The organism is Serratia sp. JKS000199 (genome assembly GCF_900215455.1).
In the GTDB taxonomy this organism is placed as follows: domain Bacteria; phylum Pseudomonadota; class Gammaproteobacteria; order Enterobacterales; family Enterobacteriaceae; genus Serratia; species Serratia ureilytica.
Genome location: NZ_LT907843.1, coordinates 2,426,732 through 2,444,723 on the forward strand (window position 1 = coordinate 2,426,732; position 17,992 = coordinate 2,444,723).

21 protein-coding genes are annotated in these 17,992 nt (G+C 59.4%); 13 read left to right on the forward strand and 8 right to left on the reverse strand.

Annotation, left to right across the window (positions count from 1 at the left end; genetic code table 11):
* Positions 1-54: 54 nt before the first annotated feature.
* Together dsrB and cspE are read right to left on the reverse strand one after the other, a co-directional pair.
* A complete protein-coding gene (gene dsrB / locus CPH57_RS11690) occupies positions 55-255 on the reverse strand; it encodes a protein DsrB (RefSeq protein ID WP_033643594.1) in 201 nt (66 codons plus the stop codon).
* Positions 256-575: 320 nt separating this feature from the next.
* Positions 576-788: a transcription antiterminator/RNA stability regulator CspE gene (cspE, locus tag CPH57_RS11695; RefSeq protein ID WP_004935122.1), complete on the reverse strand. Its 213-nt coding sequence runs from the start codon at positions 786-788 to the stop codon at positions 576-578.
* A gap of 375 nt (positions 789-1,163) precedes the next feature.
* Here cspE and CPH57_RS11700 point away from each other — a divergent pair, with 375 nt between their 5' ends.
* The 3 genes from CPH57_RS11700 to CPH57_RS11710 all read left to right on the forward strand — a co-directional run bounded on the left by CPH57_RS11700 (position 1,164) and on the right by CPH57_RS11710 (position 3,424).
* Positions 1,164-1,541 (forward strand): hypothetical protein, encoded by a 378-nt coding sequence (locus CPH57_RS11700; protein WP_033643595.1) that lies wholly within the window; start codon positions 1,164-1,166, stop codon positions 1,539-1,541.
* Positions 1,542-2,050: 509 nt separating this feature from the next.
* Complete coding sequence (locus tag CPH57_RS11705; RefSeq protein WP_004935132.1) at positions 2,051-2,260, forward strand: hypothetical protein; 210 nt, start codon at positions 2,051-2,053, stop codon at positions 2,258-2,260.
* Between the two features lie 156 nt (positions 2,261-2,416).
* The gene (locus CPH57_RS11710; RefSeq protein WP_033643596.1) at positions 2,417-3,424 is read left to right on the forward strand and encodes an NAD(P)H-quinone oxidoreductase; all 1,008 of its coding nucleotides are present in this window, start codon (positions 2,417-2,419) and stop codon (positions 3,422-3,424) included.
* Positions 3,425-3,467: 43 nt separating this feature from the next.
* Here CPH57_RS11710 and CPH57_RS11715 read toward each other — a convergent pair whose 3' ends face one another.
* Positions 3,468-4,520: an SDR family oxidoreductase gene (locus CPH57_RS11715; RefSeq protein WP_069100621.1), complete on the reverse strand. Its 1,053-nt coding sequence runs from the start codon at positions 4,518-4,520 to the stop codon at positions 3,468-3,470.
* Between the two features lie 110 nt (positions 4,521-4,630).
* Between CPH57_RS11715 and CPH57_RS11720 the strand changes: the two genes are divergently transcribed.
* Positions 4,631-5,563 carry a LysR family transcriptional regulator gene (locus CPH57_RS11720; RefSeq protein ID WP_033650815.1) on the forward strand — a complete coding sequence of 311 codons (933 nt, stop codon included), beginning with the start codon at positions 4,631-4,633 and terminating at the stop codon, positions 5,561-5,563.
* A gap of 3 nt (positions 5,564-5,566) precedes the next feature.
* Here the strand turns inward: CPH57_RS11720 and CPH57_RS11725 are convergent, their stop codons facing one another.
* The 3 genes from CPH57_RS11725 to CPH57_RS24845 form a co-directional block, all read right to left on the reverse strand.
* Positions 5,567-5,956, reverse strand: a complete 390-nt coding sequence (locus CPH57_RS11725) for a YidB family protein (RefSeq protein WP_019453502.1) — start codon at positions 5,954-5,956, stop codon at positions 5,567-5,569.
* 95 nt (positions 5,957-6,051) lie between these two features.
* Positions 6,052-6,300 carry a GlsB/YeaQ/YmgE family stress response membrane protein gene (locus tag CPH57_RS11730; protein WP_004935146.1) on the reverse strand — a complete coding sequence of 83 codons (249 nt, stop codon included), beginning with the start codon at positions 6,298-6,300 and terminating at the stop codon, positions 6,052-6,054.
* A gap of 11 nt (positions 6,301-6,311) precedes the next feature.
* A complete protein-coding gene (locus CPH57_RS24845) occupies positions 6,312-6,512 on the reverse strand; it encodes a DUF883 family protein (protein ID WP_033643599.1) in 201 nt (66 codons plus the stop codon).
* Between the two features lie 628 nt (positions 6,513-7,140).
* On the opposite strand from CPH57_RS24845, the gene CPH57_RS11740 reads away from it, so the two are divergent.
* Positions 7,141-8,061, forward strand: a complete 921-nt coding sequence (locus CPH57_RS11740) for a Kdo(2)-lipid IV(A) acyltransferase (RefSeq protein WP_089194905.1) — start codon at positions 7,141-7,143, stop codon at positions 8,059-8,061.
* Positions 8,062-8,237: 176 nt separating this feature from the next.
* Complete coding sequence (gene yjdN / locus CPH57_RS11745; RefSeq protein ID WP_046687369.1) at positions 8,238-8,657, forward strand: VOC family metalloprotein YjdN; 420 nt, start codon at positions 8,238-8,240, stop codon at positions 8,655-8,657.
* 15 nt (positions 8,658-8,672) lie between these two features.
* On the opposite strand, the gene CPH57_RS11750 is transcribed toward yjdN, so the two are convergent.
* The gene (locus tag CPH57_RS11750; RefSeq protein ID WP_033643602.1) at positions 8,673-8,867 is read right to left on the reverse strand and encodes a hypothetical protein; all 195 of its coding nucleotides are present in this window, start codon (positions 8,865-8,867) and stop codon (positions 8,673-8,675) included.
* Positions 8,868-9,027: 160 nt separating this feature from the next.
* Between CPH57_RS11750 and CPH57_RS11755 the strand changes: the two genes are divergently transcribed.
* Positions 9,028-10,581 carry a sensor domain-containing diguanylate cyclase gene (locus CPH57_RS11755; RefSeq protein WP_060660554.1) on the forward strand — a complete coding sequence of 518 codons (1,554 nt, stop codon included), beginning with the start codon at positions 9,028-9,030 and terminating at the stop codon, positions 10,579-10,581.
* A gap of 494 nt (positions 10,582-11,075) precedes the next feature.
* Positions 11,076-11,969, forward strand: a complete 894-nt coding sequence (locus CPH57_RS11760; RefSeq protein WP_033650811.1) for a Kdo hydroxylase family protein — start codon at positions 11,076-11,078, stop codon at positions 11,967-11,969.
* A 43-nt stretch (positions 11,970-12,012) separates the two neighbouring features.
* Here CPH57_RS11760 and paaZ read toward each other — a convergent pair whose 3' ends face one another.
* Positions 12,013-14,079, reverse strand: coding sequence for a phenylacetic acid degradation bifunctional protein PaaZ (gene paaZ, locus CPH57_RS11765; protein ID WP_096242362.1), 2,067 nt, complete (start codon positions 14,077-14,079; stop codon positions 12,013-12,015).
* A gap of 317 nt (positions 14,080-14,396) precedes the next feature.
* Between paaZ and paaA the strand changes: the two genes are divergently transcribed.
* From paaA to paaE, 5 genes are read left to right on the forward strand one after another with little or no spacing between them, the layout of a single operon-like run.
* Complete coding sequence (paaA, locus tag CPH57_RS11770; protein ID WP_042784922.1) at positions 14,397-15,335, forward strand: 1,2-phenylacetyl-CoA epoxidase subunit PaaA; 939 nt, start codon at positions 14,397-14,399, stop codon at positions 15,333-15,335.
* Positions 15,336-15,356: 21 nt separating this feature from the next.
* The gene (gene paaB / locus CPH57_RS11775) at positions 15,357-15,644 is read left to right on the forward strand and encodes a 1,2-phenylacetyl-CoA epoxidase subunit PaaB (protein ID WP_004935173.1); all 288 of its coding nucleotides are present in this window, start codon (positions 15,357-15,359) and stop codon (positions 15,642-15,644) included.
* Between the two features lie 8 nt (positions 15,645-15,652).
* Positions 15,653-16,411, forward strand: coding sequence for a 1,2-phenylacetyl-CoA epoxidase subunit PaaC (paaC, locus tag CPH57_RS11780; protein ID WP_096242363.1), 759 nt, complete (start codon positions 15,653-15,655; stop codon positions 16,409-16,411).
* 9 nt (positions 16,412-16,420) lie between these two features.
* Positions 16,421-16,918, forward strand: a complete 498-nt coding sequence (gene paaD / locus CPH57_RS11785; protein ID WP_096242364.1) for a 1,2-phenylacetyl-CoA epoxidase subunit PaaD — start codon at positions 16,421-16,423, stop codon at positions 16,916-16,918.
* A gap of 13 nt (positions 16,919-16,931) precedes the next feature.
* Positions 16,932-17,990, forward strand: coding sequence for a 1,2-phenylacetyl-CoA epoxidase subunit PaaE (gene paaE, locus CPH57_RS11790; protein ID WP_033643610.1), 1,059 nt, complete (start codon positions 16,932-16,934; stop codon positions 17,988-17,990).
* Positions 17,991-17,992: the final 2 nt, after the last annotated feature.

Sequence of the window (17,992 nt, forward strand, 5' to 3'; positions counted from 1 at the left end):
GAAATAATCTCAAAATAGACAGTTTCGTTAGCAAATTAATGAGATTATTCGAAGTTACTGCCCGGGCGCGCCGCAAGGCTCCACAAAAGTGCCGTCACGGCTGTCGATTTCATTAAAAAACCACACGCCCGCCGGGTAGTCCTCAAGAGACACCAGATACATGGTACCTTCGTTGAAGACCTCTACGGCCAGAATGACGCCTTCGCGCCGTGGGCCGCCATCTGTTTTTACCGTCACTCGATCGTTAACCTGCATACCCTTCCCCATTCTTTGCGATTGGCATCAGTGTATTACAAAACCCCAGGTGAAGGACACCGCCCCAGCCCTGCCGGTCTCTGCTATCAGCGTAGCAGCCGCCTGGATTTTCACTTTCTTAACGGTTTGACCGCAGAATCTTAAGCCGGCCTCGCGTAACCTGTCTTCAGGCGTTTCCCCCCCAGAGAAGCGCTTGCAAATGAAGAAGTAACAAGGAACTTTTGCCCGCAGACTTGCGGGCTTTTTTTTATGCGCCGTCAAATTGCAGGCATAAAAAAACCCGCCTCGGCGGGTTTTATTCAATCAGCGGTAGACGCCAATTAGATAGCGGTAACGTTAGCCGCAGATGGACCTTTCGCACCGTTCTCGATAGAGAACTGTACGTTCTGGCCTTCAGCCAGGGTCTTGAAGCCTTGATCCTGGATAGCAGAGAAGTGTACGAATACGTCTTTGCTGCCGTCTGCTGGGGTGATGAAACCAAAACCTTTAGCTTCGTTGAACCACTTCACTTGACCTTTGATCATGTTGGACATGTCTAATTTCCTTCAATAATAATGTTAGCCGCCATGGGCGAGATAGCCGGTCATCAGTTACTTATGGAGGCACTGGAAAGGAAATTCGTCAGAGAAGGGCTATCCGGGATAACGCTTTAAATTTGAACTACTTTACTCAAAATGTCGTGCATAAATAGGTCTGTACCACAGGCCGACATCATTAACTCACGAGCGAGCGGCAATAGCAACCTTTTTCGCCGTGCAGGGGCGTTAATCTCGGCTAAACGCACAGGATTTGACCCCGTCTGCCTACGGGATCGCCAGCTGAATCCCCATTACGCCGCAGGCAAATGATAGTAATTCTCGTTTTACTGTTTTATAGTTGCCCGGCGTAATCATCCAGGGAGACCCACCATGCCGAGATGGCTCACATTACCGGCCGCCAGCGCCGCCGCCCTGCTGGCCTTTGCCGCTTACAGCGCTCCGCTTGGCGCGCTGGAGCTGAATTATCAAGCCCCCGATCCCAGCGTCGCCCCTGCGCCCAAGCCGCCGACGTCGCCTGGGCCCGCGCCCAAGGCCGAGAAACCGCCGATCACTTGGGCAGAGGCGCGAGATAAAAACGGTTTTCGCGTCGACATCGAGTGCGATCATCCGGGCTGCAGCAAGCCGCGCACCAAACCTTATCCCGCGTATGACGGCCCGGTGAAGAAAACCGATCGCCGCCGCCAATCCGATCCTTATTCCACCAACCAGGATCCCGATTACAACATTCAGTTAGGCTATGAGTGGTAATGACGCTTTCGGAGAATACCTATACCTCACGCAATCACGGCCGCTTAGAATGGCGTCAGTTCACCACTCCTCCTGGTGTTGAACATGACAAGCTGTGTTGCAAATCTTTATGCGCCTCCCTATAGGCGCTTTTTTTTTGCCCTTCTCGCATCTCGACTTTCCGATTACAGATTGGTCTCATTGCCCTGCAAAGTGATGAATGTCACAAATACGCCTCCTTGCCATTCTTATTCGGAGGTGATGTTCATGGCCACAGGATCTCTTGCCCTCCTGGCCGTCTTGGCCGGCATTGCGGGCTATGCGCTCTATAAACACTTCAAATCTCAGAAGAAAAGCGCATTCGTTCGCCCGCACGATCGGTAACAGACAACACATTTTCACCGCAAAGGCGCGGCACGCCGCACGCCGCGCCTGCGGTTACCGTCATCCTTTCATCACAAAACTGTCACAATATGGCCATATGATGATTAGCGATTATCCGTTCTGGCTTAACACCAAGGATTTCGCCCATGACCATAATTAAAGCTGCAAACCACCAGGAAGCAGAAAAGCTCATCCGCGCCGGCACAGCCAAGAAAATCGAACTGGCTTACGACATCGGCAGCGACGATTTCTTCCAGCTTGCCAGCCTGTGGTGCGATAAAGGCGCCAAGATCTCCAAAGGAAAAGAACACTTTATCGTTTCATTGAAAGGGTTCCGCATCCCCCCTAACGATTGATGCCCAGCCGCCCATCGCGGCGGCGTCTCCTCCTCTTCCTCGCAAAACCGCTCTATTCGACCACGCGCACCTCATTCGATTTCGCTAAGCTAACAGCAGACTTTATTGTGGACGCGCCACCTGATAACCGCGTCCGCCACGATGAGGAGAGTAACCATGTCAACGAATGCACCGCTGCCCGACACGATGAAAGCGATTGAGATCAGCCAACCCGGCGCCCCCGAGGTTCTGGTCGTCGCCGAACGTCCGGTGCCGGTTCCGCAAGCGGGCCAACTTCTGGTGAAAATCGCCGCCGCCGGCGTTAACCGCCCCGACGTGCTGCAACGTCAGGGGAACTATGCGCCACCGCCCGGCGCCTCGGATATTCCCGGCCTCGAAATTGCCGGCGAAGTGGTGGCCATCGGTGAAGGCGTGACCCGCTTCGCGATCGGCGATCGGGTTTGCGCCCTCATCGCCGGCGGTGGCTACGCGCAATACTGCGCCGTGCATGAAAGTAATGCGCTGCCGGTTCCGGCGGGCCTGAGCCTGACCGAGGCCGCCGCGCTGCCGGAAACCTTCTTTACCGTCTGGGTCAACGTGTTCCAGCGCGGTCACCTCAAAGCCGGCGAGACCGTGTTGATCCACGGCGGCACCTCGGGTATCGGCACGGTCGCCACCATGCTGGCGAAAGCCTTCTGCGCCCAGGTGATCACCACCGTCGGTTCAGAAGAGAAGCGTCAGGCGAGCCTGGCGCTGGGCGCCGACGTGGCGATTAATTACCGCAACGAAGACTTTGTCGCCCGCACCAAAGACGCCACTAACGGCAAAGGCGCCGACGTGATCGTCGATCTGATCGCCGGCGACTATGTGGCCAAGAACTATCAGGCCGCAGCGATGGAAGGCCGTATCGTGCAAATCGGCACGCAAAACGGCGTGGTAAAAGAGCTCAACCTGATGCCGCTGCTCTTGAAACGCTTGACCCATACCGGTTCGACGCTGCGTTCGCGCAGCGTCGCGGACAAAGCGCAGATTGCCGCCGAGCTGCACGAGAAAGTTTGGCCGCTGCTGGAGCGCGGCGTGCTGAAACCGCAAATCTTTAAAACCTTCCCGCTTGAAGAGGCGGCCGCTGCGCATGCGCTGATGGAATCCAGCGAGCACATCGGCAAAATCATGCTGACGTTCTGAGACCTTTCCCCGCAGCGGGGCTGCGGGGACATTTATGCCGCATTCAGGGAATGATGCGGCGACGACGGAATGCATCGAACAGCGAGAAAAACATGGCTTCGGTTTCGACAAACTGATGGAAACCGAAACGCCGCGCCTTGCTGCCGTCCGCGAACATGTCGTAGTCCCAGGAAAAGACGAAATCGGCGAAACGCCAGCCGGCCACCGCCCGGTAATCGGGCTCGGTCAAGAAGTGCCGTTGCGCCAGCTCACGCCACAGCGGCGCTTTGTCCACCATCATGTTTTCCAGCGTCATCGGCAACGGCGGCGCACATTCCAGCCCGAAGTACGCGGCGATTTTCGGCCACATTTCGCTCCAGCGAAACAGATCGCCGTTGTTGATGTTAAACGCCTGATTGGCTGCCGCAGGTTCGGTCGCCGCCCAGAGCGTGGCGCGCGCCAGCAGTCCGGCGTCGGTCATTTCCAACAGGCTGTGGTAAGCGCCCGGCTTCCCGGGAAAGCGCAGCGGCAGCCCGAGCGCTTTACTGATCGAGGCGTAAACCGCGATGCTTAACGCCAGATTCATCGGGTTGCCGAGCGAGAAGCCCCCCACGACGCTCGGGCGAATGGCGCTCCAACGCCAGCGCTTGCCTGTTTGGCGCTGCTCCAGATACTGCTGCTGCGCCACGTTAAACTCCGGCGGCATATGCCCGGCATCGCTTTCACGCGCCGGCGTTTTAAACGGCCCCAAATGCGCGCCATAAACTTTATAGCCCTGCATCAGGCTGATATGTTCCAACGCCGGCGCAATCGGCTCCAGCCCTTCGACAACGTGTTGCAACATTTGCAGGTTCGGCGCCACCAGCCCCGCCCAATCCGGAGCATCCTGATAGGCGGCATAGAAAACGTGGCTAATCGCGCTCAGCGGCCGCAGCGCGTCCCGCGTCGCCGCCGCATCCAGCAGGTCAACCTGCAGGTGGCGCACCCCAGGCGCCGGTTCGCCGCCCCGGCGCGAGACGCCCACCACTTGCCAACCTTGGTCAATCAGCTCCTCAATCAATCGGCGCCCAATCACGCCATTGGCGCCGATCACCAGCGCCTGTCGCTTTGCGTTCATTTTGTCACCCCTCGGATTATCGATACCCTGAGTGTTATTGATTAGCGATGCTTGCGGTAGATGAGGGTTTCCACTAACACTAATAAGAAATATCTATAGGCAAAATCGACATGGATAAGCTGAACGCAATGAAAACCTTTATGCGGGTGGCGGAGCTGGGCAGCCTGTCTGCCGCCGCGCGCGATCTGCGTTTGACGCAGCCGGCGGTCAGTCAGCAAATCGCCGGTCTGGAACAGCAGTTGGGGGCGCAGCTGCTGTTTCGCAGCACGCGTGCGGTCACCCTGACGGAGGCCGGCAATGATTACTATCAGCGCCTCAAACCGATTATGGCGGCGGTCGACGAAGCGGAAGAGGCGTTGCACGGCCAGCACCACCAGCTGCAGGGCAATTTGCGCCTGCATGCGCCGACCGGATTCGGACAACGGCATATCACCCCTTTGGCCATCGCGTTCCAAAAACGTCATCCGGATCTCACCATCGAGCTGCTGCTGGACGATCGCCGCGCCGACGTCATCGGCGAAGGCATCGACGTGGCGCTGCGCTTCGGCGAATTGCATGCGCCCGGCATGGTGGCGAAACGGTTGGGTGAGCTGCAACGCCTGCTGGTCGCGTCGCCGGCCTATCTGGCCAGGCATGGCGCCCCTCGTTCGCCGGCGGATCTGGTGAAACATGCGCACATTCGCTACAGCGGCCTAAACGACGGCGATACGCTCACCCTGCTCGGCCCCCACGGCGCCGAGATGGTCGCGCTGCGGCCCACGTTTCGCGCCAACAATACCTTATCGCTGCTGGCGGCCATCGAGGCCGGGGCCGGCATCGGTGGCGCTCAGCGGCCGCTGATCGGCGAACAGCTGGCGACGGGGGCGCTGGTTCCCGTCTTGCCGGAATACCGCTACCCGCCCATGGCGCTGCATGCGGTCTATCCCGCTTTACGTTTTATTCCACAGAAAGTGCGCGCCTGGGTGGCGCATTTGCAACAGGCGTTGACGGCGATCGAGGGAATTAGCGGAGTGAATGCCCCCGGCCAGACGCCGGGAGCATAATCATTATTTGAACAGTTTGCCGACCATGTCGCCCAGTTCATTGCTGTCTTGCTGCACTTCACCGTTTGGCGAAGCGGCATCCGCTACCGTCGGCAAGAACTGTGCAATGGTGCTGGACGCCTGGGCCGGATCGACGCCCAGCTTTTCAGCCAGTTGATTGATCGCATCGCTGCCCAACGCCTGCTGCACATGATCGCCGGTAATCGGCTGGTTTTCGCCGTTACCGAGCCAGGAACCGACGATATCGCCGAACTGCCCCTGGCGGAACTTGTCCAAAATGGCCTGCAGGCCGCCTTGTTGCTCGACCCACTGCATAATGGCGATGTAATCGATGCCTTTGCCGTTGGCGCCGCCGCCCAGAATGTTACCCAATACGCTATCGAACAGACCCATGATATTCCCCTTTCAGCCGCTGCGGCCCGCGCCGCACAGCCGGATTGATTTCACGAAAAAGGGCCGCCGCGGCGACCCTGTTGAGCAACGGCTGCTTAGCCTTTGATCTTCCTGTAGACAAAAAGCACCACCAGGGCACCGATGACCGCCACCACGAAGCTGCCCAGGTTAAAACCGTCAACGCGTCCCATACCGAAGAAGGTGCTGATATAGCCGCCGACGACGGCGCCCACGATCCCCAGTATAACGGTAACAATAAAGCCGCCGCCGTCTTTGCCCGGCATAATCCATTTAGCCAGGATACCGGCGATTAAACCAAAAATGATCCAGGAAATGATGCCCATTTTTACTCTCCCTATTGCCTTTTGCCTAACAGAAATCCTATTACCAGGCCCACGACGGCGCCGGCGCCTACCCCTGCCCAAGGGTTATCCTTGATGCAGGCACATGATTGCTCGAGCGCTGCCTTTACGCCGCTGCGCACTTCGCAGGCGGTGGTTTTAACGTAGTCGCTCGGTTGCTCAACACCGCTTAGATCGTCATTTTCATATGACATGTCAAATCCTTACAGACCCGCCCTCTGAGAACTTCGTCACCTGTTTCACGTCCGGCGCTGCCCGTTCCGCGATCTTGCTCTGGACACTCTGCCCACAGCCGTTCAAGACGGGGCGTACGGCGACAAACGCACAACATCACACTATGACTATAGTAAAAAATCAGCGGTTTACCCATTTCCGTCCGTCTGAATTTCACCGCGTCAAAAGCGATCGCATTTCATCCCATTGTCATCTGGACAGGCTAAACTTTAAACACAGCCTCCTGGAGGAAACGCCGATGTTCAATGCCCCTTTTGTCCTGATTCTCGCGCTGCTGTATGCGCTGGCGGCCGTTTGGGACGGTTCCGCCGCGTTGCTGTTTCTCTAAGGTTACATAGCGGTTGTCACTTTTGCGATGCGCTGAATTGTGTCCTTATTTTTCAATGTCGCCAGCCGGTTGAAATAGCGGTGAATATCCGCCCTTCCCTCGGTAAAAATCTCATTTCGTTCCGTTTCCCGTCTGCGCTTAAATAAAGCGTAAAAAAAAAGCATGAATGGAAAACCCGGTCTCACAAAAAATGTTCTATCATTTCGCCCATAACAATTTGGGTTAAGGTCCCATTGCGAAATTAAAGGAAGAACAGAAAAATGATTTTAAACCAACGCTTTGAGCGCGAATTCTTGCGCCCTCGTTATTGGTTGCTGTGGATAGGGCTGGGAATACTCTATCTATTGGTGTTATTGCCCTATCCGCTCATTTATCGGCTTGGACACGGCCTTGGCAGAATCGCCATGCCCCTGATGAAACGCCGGGTAAAAATAGCGCGCCGTAATTTAGAACTCTGTTTCCCTGAGATGCCCGCCGCCGAACGAGAGGCGCTGATTGTCAAAAATTTTGAGTCCGTCGGCATGGGCCTGTTCGAAGTCGGCATGGCCTGGTTCTGGCCTGACTGGCGCATCGCCCGTTGGTTTAAGGTGAGCGGCATGGAAAACATGCAGTTGGCGCGTCAGAACGGGAAAGGCGTGCTGCTGATCGGCCTGCATTTCCTCACTCTGGAGCTGGGCGCGCGCATCTTCGGCATGCAAAACCCCGGCATCGGCGTACACCGCCCGCACAATAACAAGCTGATGGAATGGGTGCAGACCTGGGGCCGGCTGCGCTCGAATAAATTCATGATCGATCGTAAAGATATCAAAGGCATGATCCGCAACCTGAAGCAGGGTGAAATCCTGTGGTACGCGCCGGACCACGACTACGGCCCGCAAAGCAGCGTGTTCGCACCGTTCTTCGCCGTGGAAAACGCCGCCACGACGACCGGCACCTATATCCTGGCGCGTATGGGGCGGCCGTCGATCGTGCCATTCGTGCCGCGCCGCCTGCCGAATGCCTGCGGCTACGAGCTGATCGTGCAGCCGCCGCTGACGGACTTCCCGCTGGACGATGAAACGCGCGCGGCGGCCATGATGAACCGCGTGGTGGAAGAACAGGTGCTGCTGGCGCCCGATCAATACATGTGGTTGCACCGCCGCTTTAAAACCCGCCCACCCGGCGAACCTTCGCTGTATTAACCGCCTTCGCGCCTTCGCCCGCCCTGCCGGCGGCGAAGGCGCTCACCTCGCGCGAGCATTCTACGTCAGGGGGACTACACTAATAAGTCACCGACGGCAATTATTGCCGCCAGCAATCATTTCTTCCCGCCCGAGGGCCGGTCGTTGCCTGTCGGGCCACAACCGAGGTCAATGTCATGCTGGTACAACCCTATTTGTTCTTCAGCGGTAACTGTGAGCAAGCGATTAACTTCTATGTACAGCAGTTGAATGCCAAAATTGAAATGGTCATGCGCTTTAAAGACATGCCCGAAGAAGCCCGCCAAGGCGGGCCGCAGGACGTCAATCCTGAAGCGATCATGCATGCGCGTCTGCTGATTGGCGACGGCGTGCTGATGGCCTCCGACGGCTGTCCGCAGGATGACAGCGGCGGCGCTTCCCATAAAGGCTTCTCACTGTCGCTGAACCCCAGCGACGCGGAACAAGGACGCAAACTGTTCGATAATCTGGCGCAGGGCGGCCAGGTGACGATGCCTTATCAAGCCACCTTCTGGGCCAAAGGCTTCGGCATGCTGACCGACAAATTCGGCGTCAACTGGATGATCAACGTCGAATAACCCCGCATGGCGCCGCTAGCTGTAGCGGTGCCAGTCATACGCCGCTTTGGCGAACAGCGCGAACAACACCGTCAACAGCGCCAGCCCCAACCGCCAGTAAGGCGACCGTCGCCGCCGCCAGGCGAAGAACATCATCACCGCCAGCGCCCCCAGCGTGAGGGGGTAATACACCGCCAGCGTCAGTAAAGCGATAATGATGTAATCCGACATGGCTCTTTTACTCCTTCGCGTTCACACCGCCGCAAAAGCGGGGTGCGAGGCGCCTTTCTCCCTATCGCCACGTTAAGGGCTAGAGGTCTGGCGCATTTATGCATAAAATATAAGATTGCTCTTAACTCAAATTGAATAGTAATCAAACAACAAGGGTGACATGACTCAGCAGCAACCCATACAGGATGCCGCGGCGCCGCGCAGCGTTAAAAGCTCCCCATTATTATTTCAGGCCGGCGTGTTTGTCATCATCGTTGCCGCCACGCTGATCCTCTTTAACAGCTGGCAAATCTGGAACGCGCACCAGCGGGATCTGCGCAGCGCCGAGCATGAATCCGCCAACCTCGCCCGTTCGCTGGCGCAGCATGCCGACGATACCTTCATGCAGGTAGACGGCAATCTGCTCGATCTGACCGAACGTCTCCAGAACGACGGACTGGGGCCCTCGCAATTGACCCGGCTGCAACGGGTGATGCAAACCCAGGTCGGCAACCTGCCGCAGCTGCACGGGATGTTTATCTACGATGCGAGCGGCCGCTGGCTGGCGACCTCCTCGGGCAAATTCATCAAGAACGCCAACAACGCCGATCGCGATTACTTCAAATATCACCAAAACCGCGATGGCGGCGGTCTGTACATCGGCGAGGTGATCCGCAGCCGCACCACCGGCGATCTGATCATCCCCGTTTCGCGGCGCTTCAACAACCCGGACGGCAGCTTTGGCGGCGTGGTGCTGGCGACGTTGTACGTCGATTATTTTCGCCAGTTTTACGACAGTTTCGCCCTCAACACCGACGCCTCGCTAAATCTGCTGCTGGCGGACGGCACCATCCTCTACCGCCGCCCTTACTCGGCGGCCTCGATCGGTAAAAATATCGCCAAGGGCGTGTTGTTCAGCGAAATATTGCCGCATTCGGAATTCGGCAACGCCACCATCACCTCGCTGTACGACAAAGTGGAGCGCATCTACGGCTATTCGCGGGTCAACCGCTTTCCGCTGGTGATCGCCGCCGGGCTGTCGAAACGCGACGCGCTGGCGGACTGGCGCACCGACGCCGGCCTGTTCGCCGCCGGCGGCCTCTCTCTGCTGATGATCCTGCTGGCGATGGGCGCGGTGCTGCTGCGGCAAATCAAGCACAGCATGCAAACCGAAGCCGAGCTGATGCGCACCCGCGATCAGCTGACCAGCATCAACCAGATGCTGGAAGAACTGGCGCTGCTGGACAGCCTGACCGGCCTGGCCAACCGCCGCCAGTTTGACATTGCGCTGAAGAACGAGCTGGCGCGCGCCTCGCGCAACTACCGCAGCGTGGCGCTGCTGATGCTGGATATCGACTACTTCAAGCAGTACAACGACAGCTACGGCCACGTCGCCGGCGACCAGTGCCTGCAGCAGATCGGCCAGACGCTGAAAGGGTTGGCGTGCCGCAGCAACGATATTCTGGCGCGCTACGGCGGTGAAGAGATGGGGATTATCCTGCCGGATACCGACGTGCAGGGCGCGCTGATTTTCGCCGAACGCGTCATCCAGGCGGTGCGCGATCTGAAGATCCCGCATCAGGGCAACCCGCACGGCATCGTCACCATCAGCATCGGCATCTGCGCCAAAGTGCCGCATATGTATAACGATACGCCGATCAGCTTTATCAATGAGGCGGACAGCGCGCTGTATCAGGCCAAGAAAAAAGGCAAAAACTGCATTTACGGCGCTTAATCACTCATCGGGCCACCAAAATTGGGCGGCCCGATTTATTCCCACGACAAAAATGAAATAATTTCCCGCCGAAACATTATTTCCCCAATTTGCCCCGCTCTCGGAATGAAATAACGCCAATAAATAAGCAGCATATTTATTTCCATTACAATTCAATAAGATAAAAAATGCGCTATTCCGCGGACAATTCGTGCCATTTTTGATTATTCGTGCCTACGCCGAGCCTCGTTTAGCCTCCGTTTACTTTTCATTGGCATTGCCGGTGATACCCTTAGCAGGACTATTCTATATATCAGGAAGCCATCGCACGCTTCGGCGCACTGCGCCCTGCTGATACATCCATAATAGAACCCATAAATTTCACGTTGCATTTGGGCGACCGACGCAAAGACTTTTGGCGTCGCTCCAGCCAGCCACGGCGCAAGCCAGTGCAGCCAACCACGCGGCAACCTGAAAGGCGGGAATAAAGCGATATAGATTTGCGAGGAGATCTCATGCCTACTGGCGATATTATGCGTGAACAGGCCGTCCTGACGCTGCCGTTGCGACAATGGGCGGCAGCGGAAGCATCCAGCGCGGTCAGCGAACTGGAACAGGGCAAGGTGCTGTTTCTGCCCGAACTGGCCTTCACCCTGTCTGAGCAGGAAATGCCGCTGCTGGATCCGGCGCTGGTCGATCCGAAGCGCAAAAACATCAGCTATCAACCGCTGTCCGGCAAGCTGACCGGCGTCGCCGTCGCGGAGCGCCGGCAGCAGGTTCAGCAACTGCTGGAACGTTATTACCAATCTTGCCGCCAGCTGATCGCCGGGCTGTTGCCCGAGTATCAGGAGGCGCTGCACCATCCGACCGGCAGCCTGCGTTTGCATCCGGTTTCGGCCTGGCGCGCAAGCAGCTCCTGGCGCAAAGACGACAGCCGGCTGCACGTCGATGCTTTCCCGTCGCGCCCGAACTACGGCGAACGCATTCTGCGCATTTTCACCAACATCAATCCGCACGGTGAGCACCGCCAATGGCGCGTCGGCGAGCCGTTCCCTGAGCTGGCGCAACGCTTTATGCCGCGTCTGGCGCGCTACTCCGCCTTCAGCAGCTGGCTGCAGCACCGGGTACGTATCACCAAAACCCGCCGCAGCCATTATGACCACCTGATGCTGCAGTTGCATGACGCCATGAAGGCCGACGGCGATTATCAACAACAGGGGCCGCAGCTTGCGCTGGCGTTTCCGCCGGGCAGCAGCTGGATTTGCTTCTCGGATCAAACGCCGCACGCCGCGATGGGCGGCCAGTTTATGCTGGAACAGACCTTCTTGCTGCCGGTGAACAAGATGCAGGATCCGCAGCGCTCGCCGCTGAAAGTGCTGGAACAGCTGCGCGGTCAGCCGCTGATCTGAATAGATTGCCGCCGCCGGCAGCTCCGGCGGCGGCAAGCGCGCATCACGCCTCGAAGTCCCCCTGTTGGCGCGCCACCAACGTCAGGATACTGTACAGCGCCACCGGCTGCTGTTCCTGATTCAATACTTGCACATCCCACACCACCACGCCGTGCGGCCGATCTTCGGCGGTTTTCTGCGGCTTGCGGATCTTCTTCTTGCAGGTCAACCGCACCTGAATGGTGTCGCCGATCTTCACCGGTTCGATAAAGCGCAGATTCTCCATGCCGTAGTTGGCGATCACCGGCCCGACGGCGGCATCGACAAACAGCCCGGCCGCAGCGGACACCACAAAGTAACCGTGAGCCACCCGCTCGCCGAACAGCGAATCGGCGGCGCCGATCTTGTCCATATGCGCGTAGAAATGATCGCCGCTCAGGCAGGCGAAGTTGACGATATCCGCTTCGGTCACGGTACGGCGCGCGGTCAACAGGCTGTCGCCCAGCTGCAGCTGCTCGAAGTATTTCCGGAACGGATGTACCGGGTGCTCGGCGACCGGCGCGCCGCGCACCCATTCACCGCCGATGGCCGCCAGCATCGCCGGGCTGCCCTGGATCGCCGTGCGCTGCATATAGTGCTTCACCGCGCGCAGTCCACCCAGCTCTTCCCCGCCGCCCGCGCGCCCCGGGCCGCCGTGCACCAACATCGGCAGCGGCGACCCGTGGCCGGTGGACTCCGCCGCCGCCTGTTCATCCAGAATCAACATGCGGCCGTGGGCGCAGGCCGCCGCGCGAATGAAGCGCTTGGCCAGCGCCGGGTCGGCGGTCACCAGCGAGCCCGCCAGGCTGCCCTGCCCCAGCAACGCCAACGCGATCGCCTGCTCGGTATCCGCATACGGCATCAGCGTCGCCACCGGGCCGAAGGCCTCGGTGCCGTGCACTGCCTGATGGGTGAACGGATCGGCGCAATACAGCAAGGTCGGCGGATAAAACGCCCCGCCGCGCGCGCCGTCGCCCAGGATTTCCAGCTTATCCAGCGACGCGCCGCACAGCGGTTCGCAGCCGTTGCGCAGCAGGAACTCCACCTTGCTTTGCACATCATCACGCTGCTCGTGGCTGACCAACGCCCCCATGCGCACCTGCTCCAGCTGCGGGTCGCCCACCGTCACCCCAGCCAGGCGCTGCAACAAGGCCTGACGCACCGCAACCACCTGCGCCGCCGGCACGATGATGCGGCGGATCGCCGTGCATTTCTGCCCCGCCTTGGCGGTCATTTCACGGCACACCTCTTTGATAAACAGCGCAAACTCCGGCATCTCCGGCGTTACGTCTTCCGCCAGCACGCAGCAGTTGAGCGAATCCGCCTCCATGGTGAAGGCGATCGATTTCTCCAACAGCCGCGGGTGCGCGCGCAGCCGCTGCCCGGTCTGCGCCGAACCGGTGAACGTCACCGCATCCTGATAATCCAGGTGCGCAAACATGTCGCCGACGCCACCGCATACCAACTGCAGCGCCCCTTCCGGCACCAGCCCGCTGTCGACGATCAGCCTGACCATCGCCTGCGTCAGCTGCGCGGTGGCGGTGGCCGGCTTGATGATGGCCGGCATGCCCGCCAGCCAGGTCGGCGCCAGTTTTTCCAGCATGCCCCAGCAAGGGAAGTTGAAGGCGTTGATATGCAGCGCCACGCCGGGGCGCGAGGTCAATACGTGGCGGGCGGCGAACTGCGCCTGCTTCGACAGCGGGATCAGCTCATCCTCCGGCCACAGGGTATCATCCGGCAGATCGCGGCCGGCCATGCCGGCATAGGCGAACAGCGTGGCAATGCCGCCTTCGATATCGACCCAGCCGTCGCTGCGCGTCGCCCCGGTTTGATAGGAAATCTGATACAGCGCCTCTTTGTACGCCAGCAGGTGTTTCGCCACCGCTTTGAGCATCTGGGCGCGCTGCTGGAACGTCATTTGCGCCAGCGCCGGCCCCCCGTGGCGGCGGGCATAGCTCAGGCTCGCCGCTAACGGCAGGCCGTCGGAGCAGACCTGGTACAGCGCCTCGCCGGTCACGGCGTGGCGGATCTCGCGGCTCTCTCCCTGCCCATACACCCAGGCGCCAGAAAGATAACTGTGTAACTGCTGCATGTGCCCTCCAAAATTCATAAATTTCCACCCTACAGCTTAATTACGTATCACATAAATGCCAGTTTACGCCAAACTCAATTTTAACAAAAAGAGAACAAGAAGCGCGTTCAAGCCGCTTTCCCTGTCGTTAACACAGAGTCATTGATTTTATTTATCAAATTAAATCAATGATATAAACAATTCACTTGTGAGTGCGCTCGCAAAACCACATGAATCTCGTTTGATTTTTTTGTTATCAGTTTGTAGCCTTATGGTTATTTAAAGTGATTCACATTTTTATATTCAATGTGAAAAATACGAATCACCAAGAGGCGAGCATGACAACTGAAGCACAGTATCAGCAGCATTTCGACGCCAAGATCGCGGCGGATATCGCTATCGAAGCCAAAGACTGGATGCCGGACGCTTACCGTCAGAACCTGATTCGGCAGATTGGCCAACACGCCCATTCGGAAGTCATCGGCATGCTGCCGGAAGCCAACTGGTTGACGCGCGCCCCCACGCTGCGCCGCAAAGCGGTGCTGCTGGCCAAAGTGCAGGATGAGGCCGGCCACGGCCTGTACCTCTACAGCGCCGCCGAAACCCTCGGCTGTTCGCGCCAGGACATCTACCAAAAGATGCTCGACGGCAAAATGAAGTACTCCTCGATCTTCAATTACCCCACGCTCAACTGGGCGGATATCGGCGTGATCGGCTGGCTGGTCGATGGCGCCGCCATCGTCAACCAGGTGGCGCTGTGCCGCGCGTCCTTCGGCCCCTACGCGCGGGCGATGGTGAAAATTTGCAAAGAGGAAAGCTTCCACCAGCGTCAGGGCTACGAGGCGGTGATGGCGATGGCCCACGGCAGCGATGCGCAGCGCGCGATGTTGCAGGACGCCATCGATCGCTTCTGGTGGCCGGTGCTGATGATGTTCGGCCCGAGCGACGCCGACTCCCCTCACAGCGCCCAGAGCATGGCCTGGAAAATCAAACGCCACAGCAACGATGAACTGCGGCAAAAGTTCGTCGACAACACCGTGCCGCAACTTGAGGCGCTGGGCATGACGGCGCCGGACCCGAGTCTTACCTGGGACGAGGCCGCCGGCCACTATCGCTTCGGCGAGATCGACTGGAGCGAACTGCATGAAGTGATCAAAGGACGCGGCCAATGCAACCACGAACGCCTGCAGGCCAAACGCCGCGCCTGGGAAGACGGCGCCTGGGTACGCGACGGCGCCATGGCCCACGCCGCGAAAAACGCCGCTTCCGCCGCATAGCCAACATAAGGAACCGAGATCATGAGCCACGTTGAATGGCCGCTGTATGAAGTGTTTATCCGCAGCAAACAAGGGTTGGCGCATCGCCACGTCGGCAGCCTGCACGCCGCAGACGACCAAATGGCGCTGGAAAACGCCCGCGACGCCTACACGCGCCGCAACGAAGGCTGCTCGATCTGGGTGGTGCAATCGCGCCATCTGATCGCCTCGCAGCCGGAAGATCGCGGCGCGTTCTTCGATCCGTCCGAAGACAAGATCTACCGTCATCCGACGTTTTACACCATTCCCGACGGCATCAAGAACATGTAGAGGCGACCATGACGGTTAACGATCCGCGCATCAGCTATTTGCTCCGCCAGGGCGACACGCCTTTGATCCTCGCCCAGCGCCTGTGCGCCTGGTGCGGCCACGCGCCCGAGCTGGAAATCGATCTGGCGTTGGCCAACATCGGTCTCGATCTGCTCGGCCAGGCGCGCCACTTCCTGGGCTACGCCGCCGAACTGGCCGGCCCGCCCTGCAGCGAAGACAGCCTGGCCTTCGGCCGTGACGAGCGCCAGTTCCATAACCTGCTGCTGGCGGAACAGCCGAACGGCGGTTTCAACGACACGTTGGTGCGCCAGTTCCTGCTCGACGCCTACCACGTGCAGCTGCACCAGGCACTAAGCCGCAGCCGCGATGCGCAGATCGCCGCCATCGCCGCCAAGTCATTGAAGGAGGCCGATTACCACCTGCGCTTCAGCCGCGGCTGGATGATCCGCCTCGGCGACGGCAACGACATCAGCCACCGCAAGATCCAGCAGTCGCTGGATAACCTGTGGCGCTTCACCGCTGAGCTGTTCCACGCCGACGCGCTGGAGCTTGAGCTGGCGGAACAAGGCATCGCCGTCGATCCGCGCGAGCTGCAGGCCCCCTGGCAGGCGCAGGTGGAGGAGACGCTGCGCCAGGCGACGTTGACGCTGCCCGCCGAGCAGGCGTTCCGGCACGGCGGCAAACAAGGCCGACACAGTGAACACCTCGGCCCACTGCTGGCGGAGATGCAGTTCCTGCAACGCGCCTATCCAAACGGCCAATGGTAGGAGGCTGCGATGAACGTCACTCGTTTGCAACCCGCTGAAATCCCGCAGATTTGGCACTGTCTGCAACAGATCAGCGATCCCGAGCTGCCGGTGCTGTCGATCACCGATTTGGGCATGGTGCGCAACGTGGCCCGCGACGGCAGCGGCTGGCGCGTGACCTTCACCCCAACCTACTCCGGCTGCCCGGCCACCGAATTTTTACTCAACGCCATCGAGCAGCGGCTGACGGCCGCCGGATTCAGCCCGGTGCGGGTGGACATTCGCCTCAGCCCGGCCTGGACCACCGACTGGATGAACGCCGACGCCCGCGAGCGGCTGCGGCAATACGGCGTAGCGCCCCCGCAGGGCCACACCTGCGATCGGCCGCACGCCCACGGCCCGGTCGCCTGCCCGCGCTGCGGCAGCACCCACAGCGAGAAGATCAGCGAGTTCGGCTCCACCGCCTGTAAAGCGCTGTACCGCTGCTGCGACTGCCGGGAACCGTTCGACTACTTCAAATGCATATAGGAGCGCTGACACCATGACGGTCTTTCATCGCCTGAACGTCGCCGCCATCGAGCGCGAAACGCCGGACGCCGTAGCCATCACCCTGCGGGTGCCCGAAGAGCTGCAAAACCAATACCGCTACACCCCCGGCCAGCACCTGACGCTCAAGGCGCGGGTCAACGGCGAAGAGCTGCGGCGTTGCTATTCCATCTGCAGTTCACCGCAGGAAGGCCTGCTGCAGATCGGCGTAAAAGCGATTGATCAGGGCCGTTTCTCCGGCTTCGTCAACCGCATGCTGAAAGTCGGCGATGCGCTGGAAGTGATGGTGCCGCAGGGGCGCTTCGGCTATCAGCCGCAGGCGGAGCGCCGCGGCAATTACCTGGCGATCGCCGCCGGCTCCGGCATCACGCCGATGCTGTCGATCATCAAAGCGACGCTGCAGCTCGAACCGGGCAGCAGTTTTACCCTGATCTACGGCAACCGCAACAGCCGTTCGATGATGTTCAAAGAAGCGCTGTCGGATCTGAAAAACCGCTACCCGCAGCGTTTTCAGCCGCTGTACCTGTTCAGCCAGGAGAGCCTCGACAGCCCGCTGCTCAGCGGCCGCATCGATCGTGAACGCCTGACGGCGATCGGCGGCGCGCTGCTGGATTTCCGCGACTATGACCACGCCTTCATCTGCGGGCCGGAATCGATGATGGACGACGCGCAGACCGTGCTGGAACAGGCCGGCGTTCCGGCCAACCACATCCACAGCGAACGTTTCAACACCAGCGGCCTGGTCGCCCGCCCGCGCCACAGCGGCGATCGCAACGCCGCCAGGGTGACAATCCTGCTCGACGGCCGCCGGTTGGATATCGAGCTCGGCGAACAAGACGACAGCATTCTCGACGCTGCGCTGCGCCAGGGCGCCGACCTGCCCTACGCCTGCAAAGGCGGCGTATGCGCCACCTGCAAATGCCGTCTGAAGGCCGGCCAGGTGGAGATGGGCGTCAACTACAGCCTGGAGCCGGATCAGTTGGCGGCGGGCTATGTATTGAGCTGCCAGTCGTGGCCGAAAGGCGACGGCGTGGTATTGGACTTCGACGTCTAGGA

Bases quoted from the DNA above. Each gene is read 5' to 3' on its own strand.
- dsrB (WP_033643594.1), bottom strand. From the start codon at position 255: ATGCAGGTTAACGATCGAGTGACGGTAAAAACAGATGGCGGCCCACGG.
- cspE (WP_004935122.1), bottom strand. From the start codon at position 788: ATGTCCAACATGATCAAAGGTCAAGTGAAGTGGTTCAACGAAGCTAAA.
- CPH57_RS11700 (WP_033643595.1), top strand. From the start codon at position 1,164: ATGCCGAGATGGCTCACATTACCGGCCGCCAGCGCCGCCGCCCTGCTG.
- CPH57_RS11705 (WP_004935132.1), top strand. From the start codon at position 2,051: ATGACCATAATTAAAGCTGCAAACCACCAGGAAGCAGAAAAGCTCATC.
- CPH57_RS11710 (WP_033643596.1), top strand. From the start codon at position 2,417: ATGTCAACGAATGCACCGCTGCCCGACACGATGAAAGCGATTGAGATC.
- CPH57_RS11715 (WP_069100621.1), bottom strand. From the start codon at position 4,520: ATGAACGCAAAGCGACAGGCGCTGGTGATCGGCGCCAATGGCGTGATT.
- CPH57_RS11720 (WP_033650815.1), top strand. From the start codon at position 4,631: ATGGATAAGCTGAACGCAATGAAAACCTTTATGCGGGTGGCGGAGCTG.
- CPH57_RS11725 (WP_019453502.1), bottom strand. From the start codon at position 5,956: ATGGGTCTGTTCGATAGCGTATTGGGTAACATTCTGGGCGGCGGCGCC.
- CPH57_RS11730 (WP_004935146.1), bottom strand. From the start codon at position 6,300: ATGGGCATCATTTCCTGGATCATTTTTGGTTTAATCGCCGGTATCCTG.
- CPH57_RS24845 (WP_033643599.1), bottom strand. From the start codon at position 6,512: ATGTCATATGAAAATGACGATCTAAGCGGTGTTGAGCAACCGAGCGAC.
- CPH57_RS11740 (WP_089194905.1), top strand. From the start codon at position 7,141: ATGATTTTAAACCAACGCTTTGAGCGCGAATTCTTGCGCCCTCGTTAT.
- yjdN (WP_046687369.1), top strand. From the start codon at position 8,238: ATGCTGGTACAACCCTATTTGTTCTTCAGCGGTAACTGTGAGCAAGCG.
- CPH57_RS11750 (WP_033643602.1), bottom strand. From the start codon at position 8,867: ATGTCGGATTACATCATTATCGCTTTACTGACGCTGGCGGTGTATTAC.
- CPH57_RS11755 (WP_060660554.1), top strand. From the start codon at position 9,028: ATGACTCAGCAGCAACCCATACAGGATGCCGCGGCGCCGCGCAGCGTT.
- CPH57_RS11760 (WP_033650811.1), top strand. From the start codon at position 11,076: ATGCCTACTGGCGATATTATGCGTGAACAGGCCGTCCTGACGCTGCCG.
- paaZ (WP_096242362.1), bottom strand. From the start codon at position 14,079: ATGCAGCAGTTACACAGTTATCTTTCTGGCGCCTGGGTGTATGGGCAG.
- paaA (WP_042784922.1), top strand. From the start codon at position 14,397: ATGACAACTGAAGCACAGTATCAGCAGCATTTCGACGCCAAGATCGCG.
- paaB (WP_004935173.1), top strand. From the start codon at position 15,357: ATGAGCCACGTTGAATGGCCGCTGTATGAAGTGTTTATCCGCAGCAAA.
- paaC (WP_096242363.1), top strand. From the start codon at position 15,653: ATGACGGTTAACGATCCGCGCATCAGCTATTTGCTCCGCCAGGGCGAC.
- paaD (WP_096242364.1), top strand. From the start codon at position 16,421: ATGAACGTCACTCGTTTGCAACCCGCTGAAATCCCGCAGATTTGGCAC.
- paaE (WP_033643610.1), top strand. From the start codon at position 16,932: ATGACGGTCTTTCATCGCCTGAACGTCGCCGCCATCGAGCGCGAAACG.